The 16,264-nt window shown below is 67.5% G+C and carries 12 protein-coding genes; 4 read left to right on the top strand and 8 right to left on the bottom strand.

The genetic code is table 11. The features are described 5' to 3' along the window. Positions 1-7 precede the first annotated feature (7 nt). A complete protein-coding gene (locus tag LFT44_RS05845) occupies positions 8-1,732 on the top strand; it encodes a dolichyl-phosphate-mannose--protein mannosyltransferase (RefSeq protein ID WP_236801711.1) in 1,725 nt (574 codons plus the stop codon). Positions 1,733-1,799: 67 nt separating this feature from the next. Next, entirely contained in the window at positions 1,800-3,629 is a 1,830-nt protein-coding gene (locus tag LFT44_RS05840; RefSeq protein WP_236801701.1) for an AMP-dependent synthetase/ligase, read from the top strand. Here the strand turns inward: LFT44_RS05840 and LFT44_RS05835 are convergent. Together LFT44_RS05835 and LFT44_RS05830 are read right to left on the bottom strand one after the other, a co-directional pair. Next, positions 3,620-4,996, bottom strand: coding sequence for a TIGR01906 family membrane protein (locus tag LFT44_RS05835; RefSeq protein ID WP_236801700.1), 1,377 nt, complete (start codon positions 4,994-4,996; stop codon positions 3,620-3,622). The genes LFT44_RS05840 and LFT44_RS05835 overlap by 10 nt on opposite strands. Positions 4,997-5,120: 124 nt before the next feature. Continuing rightward, the gene (locus LFT44_RS05830) at positions 5,121-6,113 is read right to left on the bottom strand and encodes a stage II sporulation protein M (RefSeq protein ID WP_236801697.1); all 993 of its coding nucleotides are present in this window, start codon (positions 6,111-6,113) and stop codon (positions 5,121-5,123) included. Positions 6,114-6,191: 78 nt separating this feature from the next. Between LFT44_RS05830 and LFT44_RS05825 the strand changes: the two genes are divergently transcribed. Continuing rightward, complete coding sequence (locus LFT44_RS05825) at positions 6,192-6,992, top strand: RDD family protein (protein WP_236801696.1); 801 nt, start codon at positions 6,192-6,194, stop codon at positions 6,990-6,992. A gap of 2 nt (positions 6,993-6,994) precedes the next feature. Here the strand turns inward: LFT44_RS05825 and LFT44_RS05820 are convergent, their stop codons facing one another. The 4 genes from LFT44_RS05820 to LFT44_RS05805 all read right to left on the bottom strand — a co-directional run bounded on the left by LFT44_RS05820 (position 6,995) and on the right by LFT44_RS05805 (position 10,549). Beyond that, complete coding sequence (locus tag LFT44_RS05820) at positions 6,995-8,233, bottom strand: L,D-transpeptidase (protein WP_236801695.1); 1,239 nt, start codon at positions 8,231-8,233, stop codon at positions 6,995-6,997. Between the two features lie 65 nt (positions 8,234-8,298). Next, positions 8,299-9,765, bottom strand: a complete 1,467-nt coding sequence (gene ahcY / locus LFT44_RS05815) for an adenosylhomocysteinase (protein WP_236801678.1) — start codon at positions 9,763-9,765, stop codon at positions 8,299-8,301. A 90-nt stretch (positions 9,766-9,855) separates the two neighbouring features. Further along, positions 9,856-10,083 (bottom strand): Trm112 family protein, encoded by a 228-nt coding sequence (locus LFT44_RS05810; RefSeq protein WP_236801661.1) that lies wholly within the window; start codon positions 10,081-10,083, stop codon positions 9,856-9,858. 79 nt (positions 10,084-10,162) lie between these two features. Beyond that, positions 10,163-10,549 (bottom strand): DUF3499 domain-containing protein, encoded by a 387-nt coding sequence (locus tag LFT44_RS05805; RefSeq protein ID WP_236801659.1) that lies wholly within the window; start codon positions 10,547-10,549, stop codon positions 10,163-10,165. Positions 10,550-10,669: 120 nt separating this feature from the next. On the opposite strand from LFT44_RS05805, the gene LFT44_RS05800 reads away from it, so the two are divergent. Beyond that, complete coding sequence (locus LFT44_RS05800; protein WP_236801657.1) at positions 10,670-11,182, top strand: metallopeptidase family protein; 513 nt, start codon at positions 10,670-10,672, stop codon at positions 11,180-11,182. Positions 11,183-11,191: 9 nt separating this feature from the next. Here the strand turns inward: LFT44_RS05800 and LFT44_RS05795 are convergent, their stop codons facing one another. Then, positions 11,192-12,892 (bottom strand): DUF5719 family protein, encoded by a 1,701-nt coding sequence (locus LFT44_RS05795; protein ID WP_236801651.1) that lies wholly within the window; start codon positions 12,890-12,892, stop codon positions 11,192-11,194. Then, entirely contained in the window at positions 12,885-16,259 is a 3,375-nt protein-coding gene (locus LFT44_RS05790; RefSeq protein ID WP_236802808.1) for a glycosyltransferase family 2 protein, read from the bottom strand. Before LFT44_RS05790 ends, LFT44_RS05795 begins: the two co-directional genes overlap by 8 nt. Between the last annotated feature and the right edge of the window lie 5 nt (positions 16,260-16,264).

Below are 16,264 nucleotides of genomic sequence, written 5' to 3'. Positions count from 1 at the left end.
AGGTAGCATGGGGCTCGTGACGCAGACCTCGACGCGGCCCGCCGGGGCCTGGAAACGCAGCCTGGCGGCATCCCCTTCAGCAGGCGCCACAGCGGTGGAGCCTCACGGGAAGGCTGCCCAGTCCTGGATCAGCCGGCCGGATGAGGCGTTCACCGTCGAGGCGCTGCGGGCAAGGCTGATTGGTACCGGTACCTCGTGGCGTGACTACCCGCCGTCGCTCCGTCTTTGGTTCGTCCTGGTTCCGGTCCTGACGGCAGTCATTGGCGGCCTCCTCCGGTTCATCCGCCTCGAGGTTCCGCACAAGCTGGTGTTCGACGAGACGTACTACGTCAAGGATGCCTACTCCTACCTCATCAGCGGCTACGAACGCAGCTGGCCGGACAAAGCGAATGATGCCTTCAACACCGGCAATCCCGACGTCCTGCTGGGCACCCCCGAGTATGTGGTCCACCCGCCGGTAGGCAAATGGATGATCGCCGCGGGCATGTGGCTGTTCGGGCCGGAGAACCCGTTCGGCTGGCGCTTCGCCGCAGCCCTCACCGGCACCCTCACCGTCCTGTTGGTCTCCCTGGTCGCACTGAAACTGTTCCGCTCGCTTCCGCTGGCCGGCGCCGCCGGGCTGCTCCTCGCCGTCGACGGCCATCACCTGGTAATGTCCCGGACCTCGCTGCTGGACATCTTCCTCACGTTCTGGATCCTTGCCGCCTTCGGCGCCCTGCTGATGGACCGCGACGACGGACGCCGCCGGCTTGCCGCACGGCTGGCCCGGGCCGCTGCCGCCAACGGCGGGCAGCCGCCGGAAGGTGCGCTGCTGTCCGGGCCGTGGCTGGGCGTGCGCTGGTGGCGGGTCGCCGCGGGCGTCTGCATGGGCCTGGCCGTGGGAACCAAGTGGTCCGGCCTGTTCTTCCTCGCCGGATTCGGCATCCTCACCGTGCTGTGGGACCTCAACGCGCGCCGGGTCGCCGGCATCCGCGGCTGGATCAGCGGCGGCGTGATCCGGGACGGGATCCCCGCGTTCCTCGGCATGGTTCCCGTGGCAGGGCTCATCTATGCCGCCACCTGGACGGGCTGGTTCCTGTCCGACAACGCCTACTTCCGCCATTGGGCGGAAAGCAATCCGTCAGCCGAATGGGGCTGGCTCCCCAACTCCGTCCGCTCCCTGGTCCACTACCACTTGGAAGCGTACAAGTTCCACCAGGGCCTCAGCGCCGAGCACCCTTACCAGGCCAGCGCCTGGAGCTGGCTGGTGATGGGACGGCCCACGTCGTTTTTCTATGAATCCCCGCCCCAGGGCACTCCGGGCTGTGACGTGGAGAAGTTCACATCGGCCATTCTGTCCGTCGGAAATCCGCTGATCTGGTGGTCGGCGGCCATCTCGCTGGTGGTCCTGCTCTTTTGGTGGGCCGGACGCCGGGACTGGCGCGCGGGTGCCGTGCTGGCAGGTGTCGCCGCCGGCTACCTTCCGTGGTTCATGTACCCGGAGCGGACCATGTTCTACTTCTACGCGGTGTCCTTCGAGCCGTTCCTGGTCCTGGCGCTGGTGTACTGCCTCGGGTTGGTCCTGGGCAGGGCCACGGACCCGCCCTGGCGCCGCCGCTCCGGCCTGTACCTGGTGGTCCTGTTCCTTGTGGCGGCGGTCCTGCTGTCGGCCTTTTTCTACCCGATCTGGACTGCCGAAGTCATCCCCTACGTCGACTGGAAGGTCCGGATGTGGATGCCGTCCTGGATCTAGGGCAGGATGTCAACAGAGACCTGAAGGAGCCGCTGCCGCGGCGTGGCAGCGGAAACGGAGACCTGCTGTGAGAGAAGCAAGCACCGAACTGCTGGTTGAGATGGACGCCAACAGCAACGTGACCGACCTGCTGCTGGAGCAGCACGCCGCCAACCCGGCCCGTGCCCTGTACCGCCGGAAGGGCCCCAACGGCTGGGTGGATGTTCCCGTGCAGAAATTCCTCCAGGACGTCAGCGCGCTGGCCAAGGGGCTCATTGCCGGCGGCCTGGAACCGGGTGACACCGTGGCCGTGATGTCCCGTACCTCCTATGAGTGGACCTTGGTGGACTTTGCCATCTGGTTCGCCGGCGGCGTTACGGTGCCGATCTATGAGACGTCCTCCGCGAGCCAGGTGGAGTGGATCATCCGCGACGCCGGGGTCCGGCGGGTCTTCGCCGGCGAACGCGCCATGGTGCAGCTGGTCACCGGCGTGGTGGCGGCCTCTGCCGAGCTCAGCGACCGCCTGGTCAACGTGGTGCGGATGGATTACGACGGCGAGGCCCCCGACCTTGCCAGCCTCGCCGCTGCAGGCGCCGGAGTCAGCGACGCTGAACTGGAGCGGCAGCGCACCCGTGCAGGCCTGGCGGACCTCGCCTCGCTGGTATATACGTCGGGCACCACGGGCAAACCCAAAGGGTGCGAGATCACGCACGGGAACTTCGCCCTGGTGGCCAAGAACATCGTGGCGTTCCTGCCGGAGATCCTGCAGAAGGATATGGCGCGCACTTTGATGTTCCTGCCGCTGGCCCACGTCCTGGCCCGGGCGGTCCAGGTGGTCTGTGTAGCCGCCGGCGCAACCGTGGGCCACAGCCCGGGGGCGGCGCAGCTCCTCGAAGACCTTGGCACCTTCCGGCCCACGTTCCTGCTGGTGGTGCCGCGCATCTTCGAGAAAGTCCGGGCAACGGCCGCTCACAAGGCGGCGGTGGCAGGCAAGGGACGGGTGTTCGATGCCGCGTCCGCTGCAGCCATTGCCTACTCGCGCGAACAGGACCGGCTAAACCGTGGCGAGGGTCCCGGCCCGGGACTGCTGAGCCGGGCCCGGCACGCGGTGTTTGACCGGCTGGTCTACCCGAGGCTGCGACAGGCGTTCGGCGGCGAGGTGGAGTACACCGTCTCCGGGGCCAGCCCCCTTGCTTCGGAAGACGCACACTTCTTCCGGGGGGTGGGCATTCCCGTCCTCGAAGGCTACGGGTTGACCGAAACCACGGCGCCGTGCACCGTGAACACACCCTCCCGCAACAGGGTGGGAACGGTGGGCATCCCCATCCCCGGGACCACCATCCGCGTGGCCGAAGACGGCGAAATCCTGGTCAAGGGAATCGGTGTTTTCCGGGGGTACCACGACAACCCGGCCGCGGACGCCGAAGCGTTCGTGGACGGCTTCTTTCGCACCGGCGATCTTGGCGAGCTGGACAAGGAGGGCTTCCTCACGGTCACGGGCCGGAAGAAGGACCTCCTGGTAACGGCCGGCGGCAAGAACGTTGCCCCCGGGCCGCTGGAAGAGATGATCCGGAGCCACCAGCTCGTGGCCCATGCAGTGGTGGTGGGTGACGGCAAGCCCTACGTATCAGCCCTCCTGACCCTGGACCCGGAAGGCGTTGCCGACTGGCGCGCCGAGCGGGGCCTGCCCCCGCTCCCCCTCAGTGAAGCGGCCAGTGACTCCCAGGTCCTGGCTGCCCTTCAGGAAGCCGTGGACCTGGCAAACAAGATGGTGTCGAAGGCGGAGTCCGTGCGCACCTTCCGGCTGCTGGACGCTGAGTTCAGCGTGGAGTCCGGGCACCTGACGCCGTCGCTGAAACTGAAGCGGTCCGCCGTCGTCAGGGAGTTCCAGGCGGAGATCGCCAAGATCTACGGCTGAGAGGCCTTTTCCTGCTCCGCCGTTTCCTGGTCAGGCTTTCCCTGCCCAGCCCTTGCCGGCTCTTCCCCGCGTCCTACGCCACGGCGGCGGCGCGTGGGCCAGGTAAGCACCAGCGTCACGATGGAAGCCAGGAGCACCATCGCCGCGATGGCGATGCCGGCATCCATCCAGAACTGGCTGGGGAACAGCCGGATCAGGGTATCGTCCAGGCTGAAGGTCCAGGACCCGTCGGCGAAGAAAATCCGGTGGAACTCGGTAAAGAACTGCTGCCAGCCCAGGGCCGCCAGCGTACCGAGGCCCAGGATCAGGACCAGCGTGATGATGGAGCCGGCGAAAAGGCCGCGCCTGATCCCGCCGGTGCTGCGCTTGCGCAGGTACAGGATGGCGATCAGGGCAAGGAGGAGCAGCAAAACGCCGGCGCCGAAGGTCGACAGGATGACAACTTTGACGTCCGCCATGTGGCTGACTTCGCCGTCCTTGAAGAGTTTTTCGCCGCTGCGGCTCACCAGGTCACCCAGGTAACGCGGGCCCGCCCAGTTGCTGAGGTAGTCCACGGCGTAGGAACCATAGGTCATCCGGTCGTCGGTGTTGAAGCCGTAGCCGTCGCCCGGGAAGCCGGGCCGGTTGTATTCCACCCAGAGGAAGAGCGGGCTGGTCACGGCCCGGACGGCCAGGATCAGGAGGATAACCGGATAGATGACCGCGAGCAGGACCTGCATGACGCGCGGCGCCACCGGCTTGGCATTGGCCGCGCTTTCACGCTGCGCGTTGCGGCGCTCCACTTCCTCCTCCGGGGGACGCACGTGCAGTGCCGACGTCGGAAGGGGTTCCTTGAACACAGGAGAATCGGTGCCGTCCCGCTGGTCCGCAGCGGATCCGGTCGTGGAGGACCCGGTTGCGGACGAGCCGGCCGTCGACGCACCGGCTGCCGAGAGCCCCGCACCGGGACGCGCGGAGGCAGGATTCCCAAGGGCGGAAGATCCGACGGCGGCTTCCGCAGCCTTCCGGTCGGCCCGGCTTTCAGGCTGTGCGGAATTGCGCGTGTCCCGGCGTGCCTCGCGGTTGCTTTCACTGCCGGTCACTCCCGTGCCTGGTCCTCCCCCGCCGGGCATGTTTCCGTCAGACAGGTCAGCGGCGGTCCTGCCCCCAGGGGTTTTGTCCCCACTGGTCTTATCAGCACTGGTACCGTCTGCATCCGACTTGTCAGCATTCGGCTTGTCTGCATTCGGCTTGTTCCCGTCGGACGTGTCTCCGTCCGTAGGCGCCAGCCAGGAGAACGCGGGCTCGTCGGAATCCCCGGACGTATCCAGGAAAGGTTCCGGCTGCGGCGCAGCGCTTTTGGCGCGGGCCGGTGTTTCGTCATTCACAGCAGCGTCACTTCCGTTGGGTTCCGCACCGGTCCCAGTTCGCCGGCGCGATTGATTCTGCAGACGAGCCTACCGTCCGGAACTTCCGCTCGGCGAGGAACCACCCCGGCAGGATTACAACGATTCAGGCAGCGATTTCCGTGTAGCCGGCGTCTTCCCGGCGGATGTCCCCGCGTTCCCCCGACAGGAACGCCCGCCTGCCCCACACCAGGACATACACCCAGTACGCGGCGAGTACGGCCGCGCCAATGCCGATCCTGGCCCAGGAGGGCAGTGGACTGGGGGTGACGAACCCTTCAACCAGCCCCGAGACGAAAAGAACGAGGACCAGCCCCAGGGCCACCGTGACCAGTGACCGGCCTTCCTCGGCCACCGCCCGGCCACGGGTGCGGGGGCCGGGCGCGACCATGGCCCAAAAGATCCGCAGGCCCGCGGCAGAGGCAATGAAGACGGCGGTGAGCTCCATCAATCCGTGGGGCAGGATGTAGCTGTAAAACACATCGGACTTGCCCGCTGAGGCGAAGATTCCGGCAGCGACGCCCACCCCCTGCGCATTGCTGAACAGGATCATCGGAACCCACACCCCGGTAATGCCCAGGGCCACTGCCTGGGCACAGATCCACGCGTTGTTTGTCCATACGGCGCCGGCGAAGGACGCTGCAGGGTTTTCCGAGTAGTAGTTGATGAAGTCCTGGTCCACGTACTGGGCTGCGGCGGTTTCGGACGCCACGGCCCGAAGGGCTTCAGGGGATGTTCCGATCCATATGGCGTAGGCGGCCGCGATGAGGACGAATGCTGCGCCGCAGGCCAGGGTAAGCCAGGCCAGCCGGTACAGCGCGGCCGGAAGGGCCACCACGAAGAACCGTGCCAGGTCGGCCACAACGTTGGACCTGGCGCCGGTGAAGCGGGTCCTTGCCAGGGCCAGCGTGGCGGACAGGGACGCCGACAGCCCGCTTTCCGGGGCCACGGAACGGACCAGGGACAGGTGCCCGGACGTGGACTGGTAAAGCGCCAGCAATTCGTCGGCTTCGGCGCCTGTCAGCCTGCCTTTGCCGGCAAGCTCCTGCAACCGCGCCCATTTGTCCGCATTGACGGCGGCAAAGGCATCCATGTCCACGGCTACAGCCTAGCGCCCGGCATTAGACTTTGAGCGTCCGCACCAACCAACATCAGCTGCGAAGGGCAGGGCCGCAGGGTGGGTCCAATCATCACCGGAGAGGCCGTAGTACTCGAGCTTCGGCCCGCCAGTTTCGCCGCGCGCGCCCTGGGCCTGGCCATCGATGTCGTGGTCCATGTTGTCCTGCTCGTGCTGGTCATGATTGGCTTGTCGGCCGCCGGCCGGGATCTTGACCCGGCGGCCGCACGCGCCCTTGGCCTTGCCGCCGTCGTGTTCTGCCTGGTGGTGGTGCCGGTGGCTGTGGAGACGCTGAGCAGGGGCCGGTCGCTGGGCAAGCTGGCCACGGGCCTGCGGGTGGTCCGGGAGGATGGCGGCGCCATCCGGTTCCGGCACGCCGTGATCCGCGGACTGACCGGTTTTTTGGAAATCTACCTGACGTTCGGCGGCCTTGCCCTTGCCGTGGCGCTCTTTAACGATAAGTCGCGGCGGCTGGGCGACCTGCTGGCCGGAACCTATGCCGTCCGAAGCCGGGTGCCGGCTGAGCAGGCTATCCGGGTCTTCGTGCCGCCGTACCTGCAGTCCTGGGCTGCCGCCGCGGACATTGGCCGCATCCCGGACGCCACGGCGCGCAGGGCAGCACAGTTCATCCGCCAGGCTGGCCGGATGGCCCCGCTGTCCAGGGCAGGCATGGCCACCTCGATCGCCGCCGAACTGTCCGCCCACGTAGCCCCTGCCCCGCCGCCCGGAACGGGCCCCGATGACTTTCTGGCCGCCGTCGTTGCCGAACGGCGGAACCGGGAATTCACCAGGCTGTCGCAGTCACGCCGCCGGTACACCGAGACGGGGCAGCGCCTGCAGCGGTTGCCGTTCGGCAACTGACCCTAGTTGTCGTATTCGCTCCACGGGATGTTCCAGTCGCCGAAGCCGTCGGTGTGCGCCGCGTAGTCACCTTCGGTATTGATGATCTGGACCACGTCCCCGGTTCCCATGTTGTCGAAAACCCAAGCCGCTCCATCCGGGAGGAAACCAATGCAGCCGTGGGACACGTTGGTGTTGCCGATGTACGGATACGCGGACTCAAGCGCCTGGTGGATATAGGCCCCGCTGAGCGTGAGGCGGATGGTGTACTCGACGTCCGCCTCACCGTAATAGGCGGGGTCGTCGGGCTTGAGCCCGATGCTCGCCGCCCGGAAGTGGTCAAATCGGTTCTTCTCCATCAGCACCGCGAATCCCTTGGCCGAGGGGAACCGCTTGTCCCCCATGCTGACGGGCAGGGTCTTCACAGGCTGGTCATTGATGCTCAGCGTAAATGTATGCGCTGTGGCATCGGCTATGGCTACCTTCTTGTCGCCGATGGAGACATTCACCTTTTTGTTGAAGTTGGCAATCTGGCCGTTCCCGAGGTCAACGCCGAAGAGCTGCATGTCCATGGTGATGGTGGAGTTCGCAGCCCAGAAGTTTTCGGGACGATACCGGACCATGGTGTCGCTGTACCAGTGGAAAGCCCCGGCCTGCCCAGCCGTAGTGGTGATCTTGATGGCCTTTTCAACGGCGGCCCGGTTAGTCACGGGCTCGCTGAAAATGATCTGCAGTGGCTGGCCCACACCCACCTTCATGCCGTTCAGCGGGTAGATGGCAGCGTCGGCCTCATGGGAGCTGGACACGGTATTGAAGGACTGGGTGGTGCTGGTTTCGCGTCCTGCTGAATCCTTGACCACGTAGGTGTAACTGTACTCGGTATTGAACTCAAGGGGGCCGGTGGCGGACCACGTCGTCCCGCTGGGGTCGATGCTGCCGTCGACGGTCTTCCCCGCCGTACTGGCGAGGGTGACGCGCTGGATGATCCCATTGCCCACCTTCAGGGAAACCGGTGCGGCCGGGTTCACCTGCTTGGCGCCATTGGCGGGGACGGCGTCCAGTGCCACCGGTGGGACAACGGGGGACGCGATGCCGGGCGATGTCCGCAGTGCGGAGCCTGCTTCCGATTCCAGGGGTCCGCCGGCAAGGCCCGGGGCGACGGCGGCGAAAACCCCGCCCACGGCAGCCAGGACACACACGGCAACCACGGCAAGGATTTTCTTGATTTTCCCCCGGCGACGGGGCTTTACATCAGGCTCCATGTTTTTGATCCTACGTGCAAAAAATAACGGCCCGGGCGCTTGTCCAGCGCCCGGGCCCTTACGTCTCAGTAACGATAGTGTTCGGGCTTGTACGGGCCCGCGACGTCGATGTCCAGGTATTCTGCCTGGTCCTTGGTCAGTTCAGTGAGCTCGACGCCCAGTGCGGCCAGGTGCAGCCGGGCCACCTTCTCATCCAGGACCTTCGGCAGGACGTAGACCTTGTTTTCGTACTCGTGCTGGTCCCGCTTGGTCCACAGCTCGATCTGCGCGATGGTCTGGTTCGCGAACGAGTTGCTCATGACGAAGGACGGGTGGCCCGTGGCGTTGCCGAGGTTAAGCAACCGGCCCTCGGACAGGACGATGATGGAGCGCTCCGCGTCGGCGCCTTCGTCGAAGACCCACTCGTGGACCTGCGGCTTGATTTCAACCTTCTTGATCCCGGGGATGCGGGCCAGGCCGGCGATGTCGATCTCGTTGTCGAAGTGGCCGATGTTGCCCACGATGGCCTTGTTCTTCATGCCGGACATGTGCTCGGCGAGGATGACGTCCTTGTTGCCGGTGGTGGTGATGAAGATGTCGCCCTGGGCCAGGACCGATTCCAGCTTGGCCACCTGGTAGCCGTCCATGGCCGCCTGGAGCGCGCAGATGGGATCGATCTCGGTGACGATGACGCGCGAGCCCTGGCCGCGCAGGGCTTCCGCCGCGCCCTTGCCGACGTCGCCGTAGCCGCAGACCACGGCCACCTTGCCGCCCATGAGCACATCCGTGGCCCGGTTGATGCCGTCCGGCAGGGAGTGGCGGATGCCGTACTTGTTGTCGAACTTGCTCTTGGTCACCGAATCGTTGACGTTGATGGCCGGGAAGAGCAGCTTGCCCTGGTCGGCCAGCTGGTACAGGCGGTGCACACCGGTGGTGGTTTCCTCGCTGACGCCCTTGATCGTGGCTGCAGTCCTGGTCCACTTCCGGGGGTCGGCGGCAAGGGAGCGGCGGAGCACGTCGAGGAAGATGCCGTATTCTTCGGAGTCCTCGGGATCGGCGGAGGGAACATTGCCCACGGCCTCGAACTCCACGCCCTTGTGGACCAGCATGGTGGCGTCGCCGCCGTCGTCAAGGATCATGTTGGGGCCCAGCTCGGGGTTGGACTCAGCGCCGGGCCAGGTCAGGATCTGCTCGGCGGTCCACCAGTATTCCTCCAGGGTCTCGCCCTTCCACGCGAACACCGGTACGCCCTGCGGGTCTTCGACGGTGCCCTTGCCCACCACCACGGCCGCCGCGGCTTCGTCCTGGGTGGAGAAGATGTTGCAGGACGCCCAGCGGACCTCCGCGCCCAGCGCAGTAAGGGTCTCGATCAGCACAGCGGTCTGCACGGTCATGTGCAGGGAACCGGCGATCCGGGCGCCCTTGAGCGGCTGGGAGGGGCCGAACTCCTCACGGAGGGACATCAGGCCGGGCATCTCGTGCTCCGCGAGGCGGATCTGGTGGCGGCCGGCTTCCGCCAGGGAGATATCGGCAACCTTGTACTCAAAAGTCATGGGTGGTCCTTTGCTTGGTCCGGGTACTGGTCCAGTCCCCGTTCTGCTGTTTCTGTGAGAGCCAGTGCAGGTGAAGCGGATGCAGGTGGATTACTGCCCTGCTGCAGCGGGATCGTGCTGGTCCGAACCTGCCGAGGCTGCTGCGGCCAGCAGTTCCGGAGGCAGCAGCAAAGGGATCCCGTCCTCGATGGCGTACCGGTTCTTCACGCCGGAGTCCCCGGCGGCAGTGGCCACCAGTTCCTCCCTCTCCTGGACCAGGGGCGATCCGGTCACGGGGCAACGCAGGACGGACAACAGCTCGGGGCTGATCTTTGGCATTTGTTCATGCTCCCTGGCGGGCGCGCTCGCGCCGGTAGCGGAAAGGATGTGCAGTCTTTAGAGTACCGCCAGATACGGGTCAGGAAGGTTCGCGAAGGATCCGCAGGTGGCCCCGGCGTACCCCTTCAGTGCCTGCCGGGGCTTCCAATGCCGAATGGTGGCCCCGTTGGGCGGGCGGCTGCGCCTCCGGCGGCAGGGCCGCGGCGTCGCGGACGGCATTTGCCAGGGCCAGCAGGTCATCCGGCCCAGGCTGCTGCGGAGTGGACGGCATTGCCAGGCGGAGTACTTCCCAGCCACGGGGAACCGTCAACGAATCGGCGTGCTGCTCGCAGAGGTCGTAGCAGTGTGGTTCGGCGTAGGTGGCCAACGGCCCCAGGACTGCCGTGGAGTCTGCATATACGTACGTCAGGGTGGCTACCGCCGACTGGCGGCAGGCAGACCTTGAACACTGACGGATAGCTCCCACGACATCACAGACTACCCCTTCGCCGGGCAAAAACTGCGCATTGCGGGGCCTACGCAGAGGCGCGCGGCGCCGCCGGGCGGATGTATCGCGTAAATCCCCGCCCGGGTTTAGAGTCGATGTATGCAGTCATCGAACCATGAATCAGGTTTTTCGGTCCGGTTGGCTGACCCGGATGCCCCCGCAGCAACGGGTGTGGAGACCGCCGGCAGGAGTTTCTTCAGGCGCCGCCGGAACCGGCACGGGCGCGGCCTTCGCGGCGAGGTGATGTTGCCCACGCATCCGGGCTACCGGACCCGCGGCGACCGCTTTGACGACATGGTGCTGGACTCCGCCCAACGGTTGCACGACATCTGGGGCAAGACCCTCGACGGCGTCATGTTTGGCGTGGATGAAATCCCGCCGGACCTTGAACAGCTGGCCGCCAACGCGGCCCCTGCACCCATGGGCGCCTATACCCCCGCTGCGGGAGAGGAAGGACCCACGATCACGGTGTACCGGCGGGTGGTGGAGCAGGCCTGTTCCAGCGTGGAAGAGCTCCAGGACCTGGTCCACGACGTGGTGGTGGAGCACACGGCGGAGATGCTGGGTGTCGCGCCGGAGACGCTTGACCCCGTGTACCGCCGCCGCTACTGAACACCGGGCCTAGTAGCCCAAGGTGACCGGGACTGTTTCCTGGCCGGCCGCAGCAGCGAGGAACGCCAGGGACGAGACGTCGTTGCGTCCGTCCTGGCCCACCAGAACCGCCCCGTAGGCGGCGTCGCCGGATGCGGAGACCACATAGCCCACGACGTCGGCCCCCTCGGCCTGGTCCGGGACGGTAATGGTCGCGGTGGTGCCACCAGCGATGTCGGCGGTGGCGGCTGCCCGCACCTTTCCATCGGCAGTGATGGGTGCATACGTGATGGTGGCCCTGGCGTCCAACGCCCCGAACACCAGCTGGCGGAGGCCGCCCTTAGGGATGGGAACCACGTGCTGGCTGCCAAGCCGCACGGCCGAAGGAGCCCAGGCCAGATCGGATGGCTGCCCTGCCCGGAGCCCGCGCCCCATCCGCGCCGCGGCGACAAAGGAGACGTCAGATGAGGCCGCCACGGTGTATTGGCCGGCGGGTACACCGGCCAGGGAGACCTCGGTGGTGGATCCGGCCTTCGCGGTGATGACGCCGCCGGACGGAAGGGCGCGCTGGCCATCCCGTCCATACAGCTTGACTTCCACTACCGCATCGGAGGCGCCGGGAACCGTGAGCTCGAGGGCCGGGCCGGCATCCTTATAAGCGGCCTGGGCCGTCAGGGCCGCAGTGCCTGCGGGGTCCTGGATATCCACGCCCGTCATGATCTGGCGGACAGCAGGGGCAGTCCCGGGGCCAATGAAATCCACGCCGCCCGGAGTGAGGCCACGCAGCACGCTCTGCTGGATGGATGCGGCCACCGGGCCGCCGGCGCTGCGAACGTGCACGCTGAGGCTCGGCTCGTTGGGCGCAAGGCCGGCCAGGACCACGCTGCGGGTGGTGCCCGGGGCAACCAGCAGGCCGCGACTGCCCGGCGCCTGCACCTGACCGCCCGAACCAAAGAGTTCAAGGCTCACCGTGGCAGGGGTGCTGGAGGCATTGGTGAGTGCCAGCACGGAGGTGCGGCCGACCGTGGTGCTGGCACCCGCCAGCCATTGGTCGTTCGAGGGTTTCCCGCACGTGGCAGCAGCACTTCCCTGCAGGTCACCGTCACTGGCCGTGTATTTCATGGCGGCGGCGGCCGACGCATTCTGGTTGGCTACGGCCTTGGCGCTCAGGACACTTACCTGGTCCATGGACCGGTCGGCTGCAACTCCCGCCAGGAGCTGTTGGGGGGCTGCGGCCGTCGGTGCCGGACCAGGATCCTTGGAAATCTCGACGGCGGCTGTTCCGTCCAGGTGCGCGAGCCGGCTGCCGGGGAGCACACCTCCGGCGCTCAGCACGGCGGCACTGACCCTGGTCGCCGCAGTAGCGGACTCGGGCCGGAACTGGGCGTCGGTACCGGTGCCGGTTCCCTCCAGCAGCCGGGCGGGGCCGGGGCAGACACCAAGGCTGGCTCCCGCCGGGACGGCTGCTTCCGCGGGCGGCACGGTCCGGCTGGACGCGGGCGCGGCCATCAGCGACCCTCCGGCCACCAGGGCCCCTGCGCCGGCAAGGATGAGGACGCCCGCCGCAATTCCAGCCACGGACGCTGCCCGCCCCTTGCCGCCTGTCACACGGCTGGCGCCGCGGCTGGATGTTTTGCTGTCTTCGCCGCCCGTTGGCGCCGTTTCCCCGGCCTGGGGCTGCTTCCCCGCCTCGGCGGAAGGAATGCCGGCGGGTGGGGTCTGCTCATGCATGTTGGTGTTCCTTACGCAGGGAGCCCTCGTCGCGCGAGAGACCGGTCCGCGGGCGCCGGGCCGGCATGGGGATTGCCAGGATGACAGTCAGTCCGATCACCGTGATCTGGGCAGCGGCAGCCCAGAACGACCACGGGTTCTCGTAGCGGACGGTGAGCTGGCCGGCCGCCGCTGGAAGCGTAAAGGCCTGGGACCAGCCGTCGGTGGTGGAGGTCAGCTTCCGGCCGTCGAGCCAGGCACTCCACCCCGGGTCGGCCCGCTCCGCCAGTACCACCAGCCGGCCTTCCGGCCCCGCAGGGACGGCGGTGTTGACGTCATCGGTTCCGGAGGCGACCAAAGCGGTGGCCGCGCCACGCGGATCCACGATGCGGACGCGATGGGCCACTTCAGCAGCCTGGAGGACCGGCTGGTTCAGTGGGCTGATGCGCCAGAGCCAGCCAACGTCGGTCTGTCCTACGGCCACAAGGCCGGGAACTGCGTCCATCCGGCTGGCGGTGAGCTGGGCTGCCGTGTCCGCTGCCCGGAGCACCACGAATCCAGCCCCGAGCTGTTCCAGGTCGGTGCGCGGATCCACACCCTGCCCAGCAACAAGGGTGGCCACCACGCGGCGGACAGCCGCGGTGACGTCGTCGTCGCCACGGACCTCTTCGGCACCCGGCGCGCCGATGATGTTCCGTGCAGAGGCGATGGCGGAGAGACTGTCCAGGGTGGTGCCTGCCCCACGCATCAGCGACGCACTGAAGGTTCCGTCTTCTCCGGTGCTGAGCAGCAGGGTCCGTGTTTGTTCCGGCCCGGTCCCCCGGTCGACGGCGGTGGCGGGCAGGGAGCGCCCCGTGGAGGCTTCCACAAGGCGCGGCGTGCCCAGCTCTCCCCCGGTTCCGGAACCTGCTGCCGCGGCGGCAGGAGCGCTCCCCAGGGGTGTAGTGGCCTGGGTGGCGGCAGTCCCCGCCGGACGCAACATGTTCTGCGCTGACCAGGCAGCCATCCCGGCCAGCGGTCCGGCCAGCACCACCACAAGGCCCAGCGCCAGCCCTGCGCGCGCTGCCCTTCCAGTCCTCGTCCCGGTGCCCGACGCCCGGTCCGCCGTGGACAGGAGTTGCTCGGATCCGAGGATTGCCGCCGCAAGGAGGGCAAAGGACACGGCAGACACCACAGGTCCGGTGAACGGCGTGACCAGCACGCCGGCGTTGAAGCCGGTGGCGAGGTGGCTGGCGAACCAGCCGGCGGCCAGGGCAATAACAGCCACGATCCAGAAGCACCTGGCAATCCGGGCCCGACGCCGTGCACTGAAGAGTCCCACGATGGCAAGGACCAGCACCGGCCCCGCGATCAGCAATGCGAGCAGGAGCGCCCAGGGCACGCCACCGCCGGCAAAGGCGGCCAGTCCCTGAAGCCCGGCTGCGGGGTCGAATGAGAGTGGCTGGCCCAGGACCTGCTGCCACAGCGGGGCAGCGTCGAATCCCAGCGGCAATCCGGGATCAGCCAGGATGGCACGCGGCCGGTCGAGTGTGGAGAGGGAAAATGGGATAAACAAGGCGGCGGCGGGCAACAGCGCCCACCACACGGTGCGCCCGCGCCGCCCCAGCAGCAGGCCGCAGAGCACGATGACCACCGTGGCCGGGATCAGCAGCGAGGGGGCGGCCGCGGTCGTGACAGCCAGGGCCAGGCCCGCAGCTGCCGCGGCCGTCCACGAGGGAAGGCCGTTGATCCCCGCCTTGGCCGGGGGCTGTTCGGTGGAGTTGCGTTCAGTTGATGCGCCGGCGTTGAACCGGCCGTGGCCCACCGCGGAGCCCGTAGCCCGCAGCAGGCCCAGGACCACCAGCGGAAGCATGATGTGCGCGATCAGCGCGCCTGCCCGCCCCTGGTTGAGTGCGGCCTGGAGTGCGGGAGCGGCTGCCCAATAGAGCGCAGCCACGAGGCGGAGCCGGCGGCGTACAGTCAGCCCGCCGGCCGCGAACCAGGCGGTGAGGCCGGACAACGGGGCACCGAGCAGGAGCAGCCAGGCCATGGCCGGATTCGCGTCCCCTCCGCCCAGGACTCCGATGATCCACAGCACGTAGTCAAAGGGGTCGCCGCGGCCGGGAAGGCCCGCGCCCAAACTGATCCACCAGCTGGAGGCGTTATGCCAGATGTCCCCCAAGCTCGCGGAGACAGGAAGCAGGGCGCCTCCGGTTACCGCTCCGGCCCGGAACAAACCTGTGAGCGCCAATAGGGAGGCCACGGATGCGATGATGACGGCGGCTAAGGCGCCGTTGCCCACCCAACCGCGTTTGGTGGTGGCCAGGGCTGCGAAGTCGTCCGCGGCGTCACCGGTGGGCTGGTTCGCCATCGGATCCTGCACGAGGTGGTCAGCGCCGGACCCGTCGGATCCCAGCGCCTCCATCAGCGACCGGCGGTGGCTCCACACCTCCCGCCGGGGGGTCTGGAGTTTGCGGATGACGGACCGGCGGATGCGCCGTGACCGCTTGGCTGTCCGGCGTGCCTTGGCCACGGCGCCCGGCCTGCCCAACGCGGCGCACGTGGCGAGAAGCTGGGAAATGCCGTGGCCAGGGTCCTTGACGACGATGCTCAGGACCAGCTTGAAGAGGCTGCCCAGCAAGGCACCGATGCCGTGGACCGGCACCATCCAGAGCGGGCTGTGCTTCAGGCGCAAGTGGACCTGGGCCTTGCGCGCCGCCGAGGGGTTTCCAAGGGCATGCGGACGGTGCGCCACATGGAACATCCGGGCTGCGGGAACCACCACCACGCGGTGGCCTGCAAGGCGGTTCCGCCAGCAGAAGTCGACGTCGTCTCCGCTGCCGGGCAGGGCGGGATCGAAGCCGCCCAGCTGGTCCCAGACATCCCGGCGCACCAGCATGCCGGCGGAATTGACGGCAAAGGTATCGGTACGGCCGTCGTACTGGCCCTGGTCCATTTCATCGGCATCGATCAGGGTCAGACGCTCGGCCCACCGGCTGGTGGAAAGACCTACATCGATAAGTCTTCGCGGCGAATGCCAGTCCAGCTGCTTGCAGCCGGCAACGGTGACCGAGGGCGCACGCTCCACGGCGCCCAGGAGTTCGGCAAGGGCTTCGGGCGCGGGCGCGGCATCATCGTGCAGCAGCCAGATCCACTCGGTCCTGCCACCGTCGCCGTCCCCGTGGACGGGGACCAGCTCCGCGAGCGCAGCGGAGACGGCGGCGCCCATGCCGCCTTTGCTCCGCGGGTAGCTGAGAACCTCGGTTTCCCCCAAAGCCTCCCGCAGGAGGCGGTAGGAGTCGTCGCCGGACCCCGTGTCCACACCCACGGCACGGTCAACGGGCCGGGTTTGGGACGCCAAAGCTGCAAGGGTTCTGGGCAGATAGGCACTGCCGTTGTGGGCAACCACAACGG

Origin of the sequence: Arthrobacter sp. FW306-05-C (assembly GCF_021801725.1) — a bacterium.
Lineage (GTDB): Bacteria > Actinomycetota > Actinomycetes > Actinomycetales > Micrococcaceae > Arthrobacter.
The sequence above is the reverse complement of the archived record's forward strand: the minus strand, read 5'-3'. Positions and strand labels throughout refer to the sequence as shown.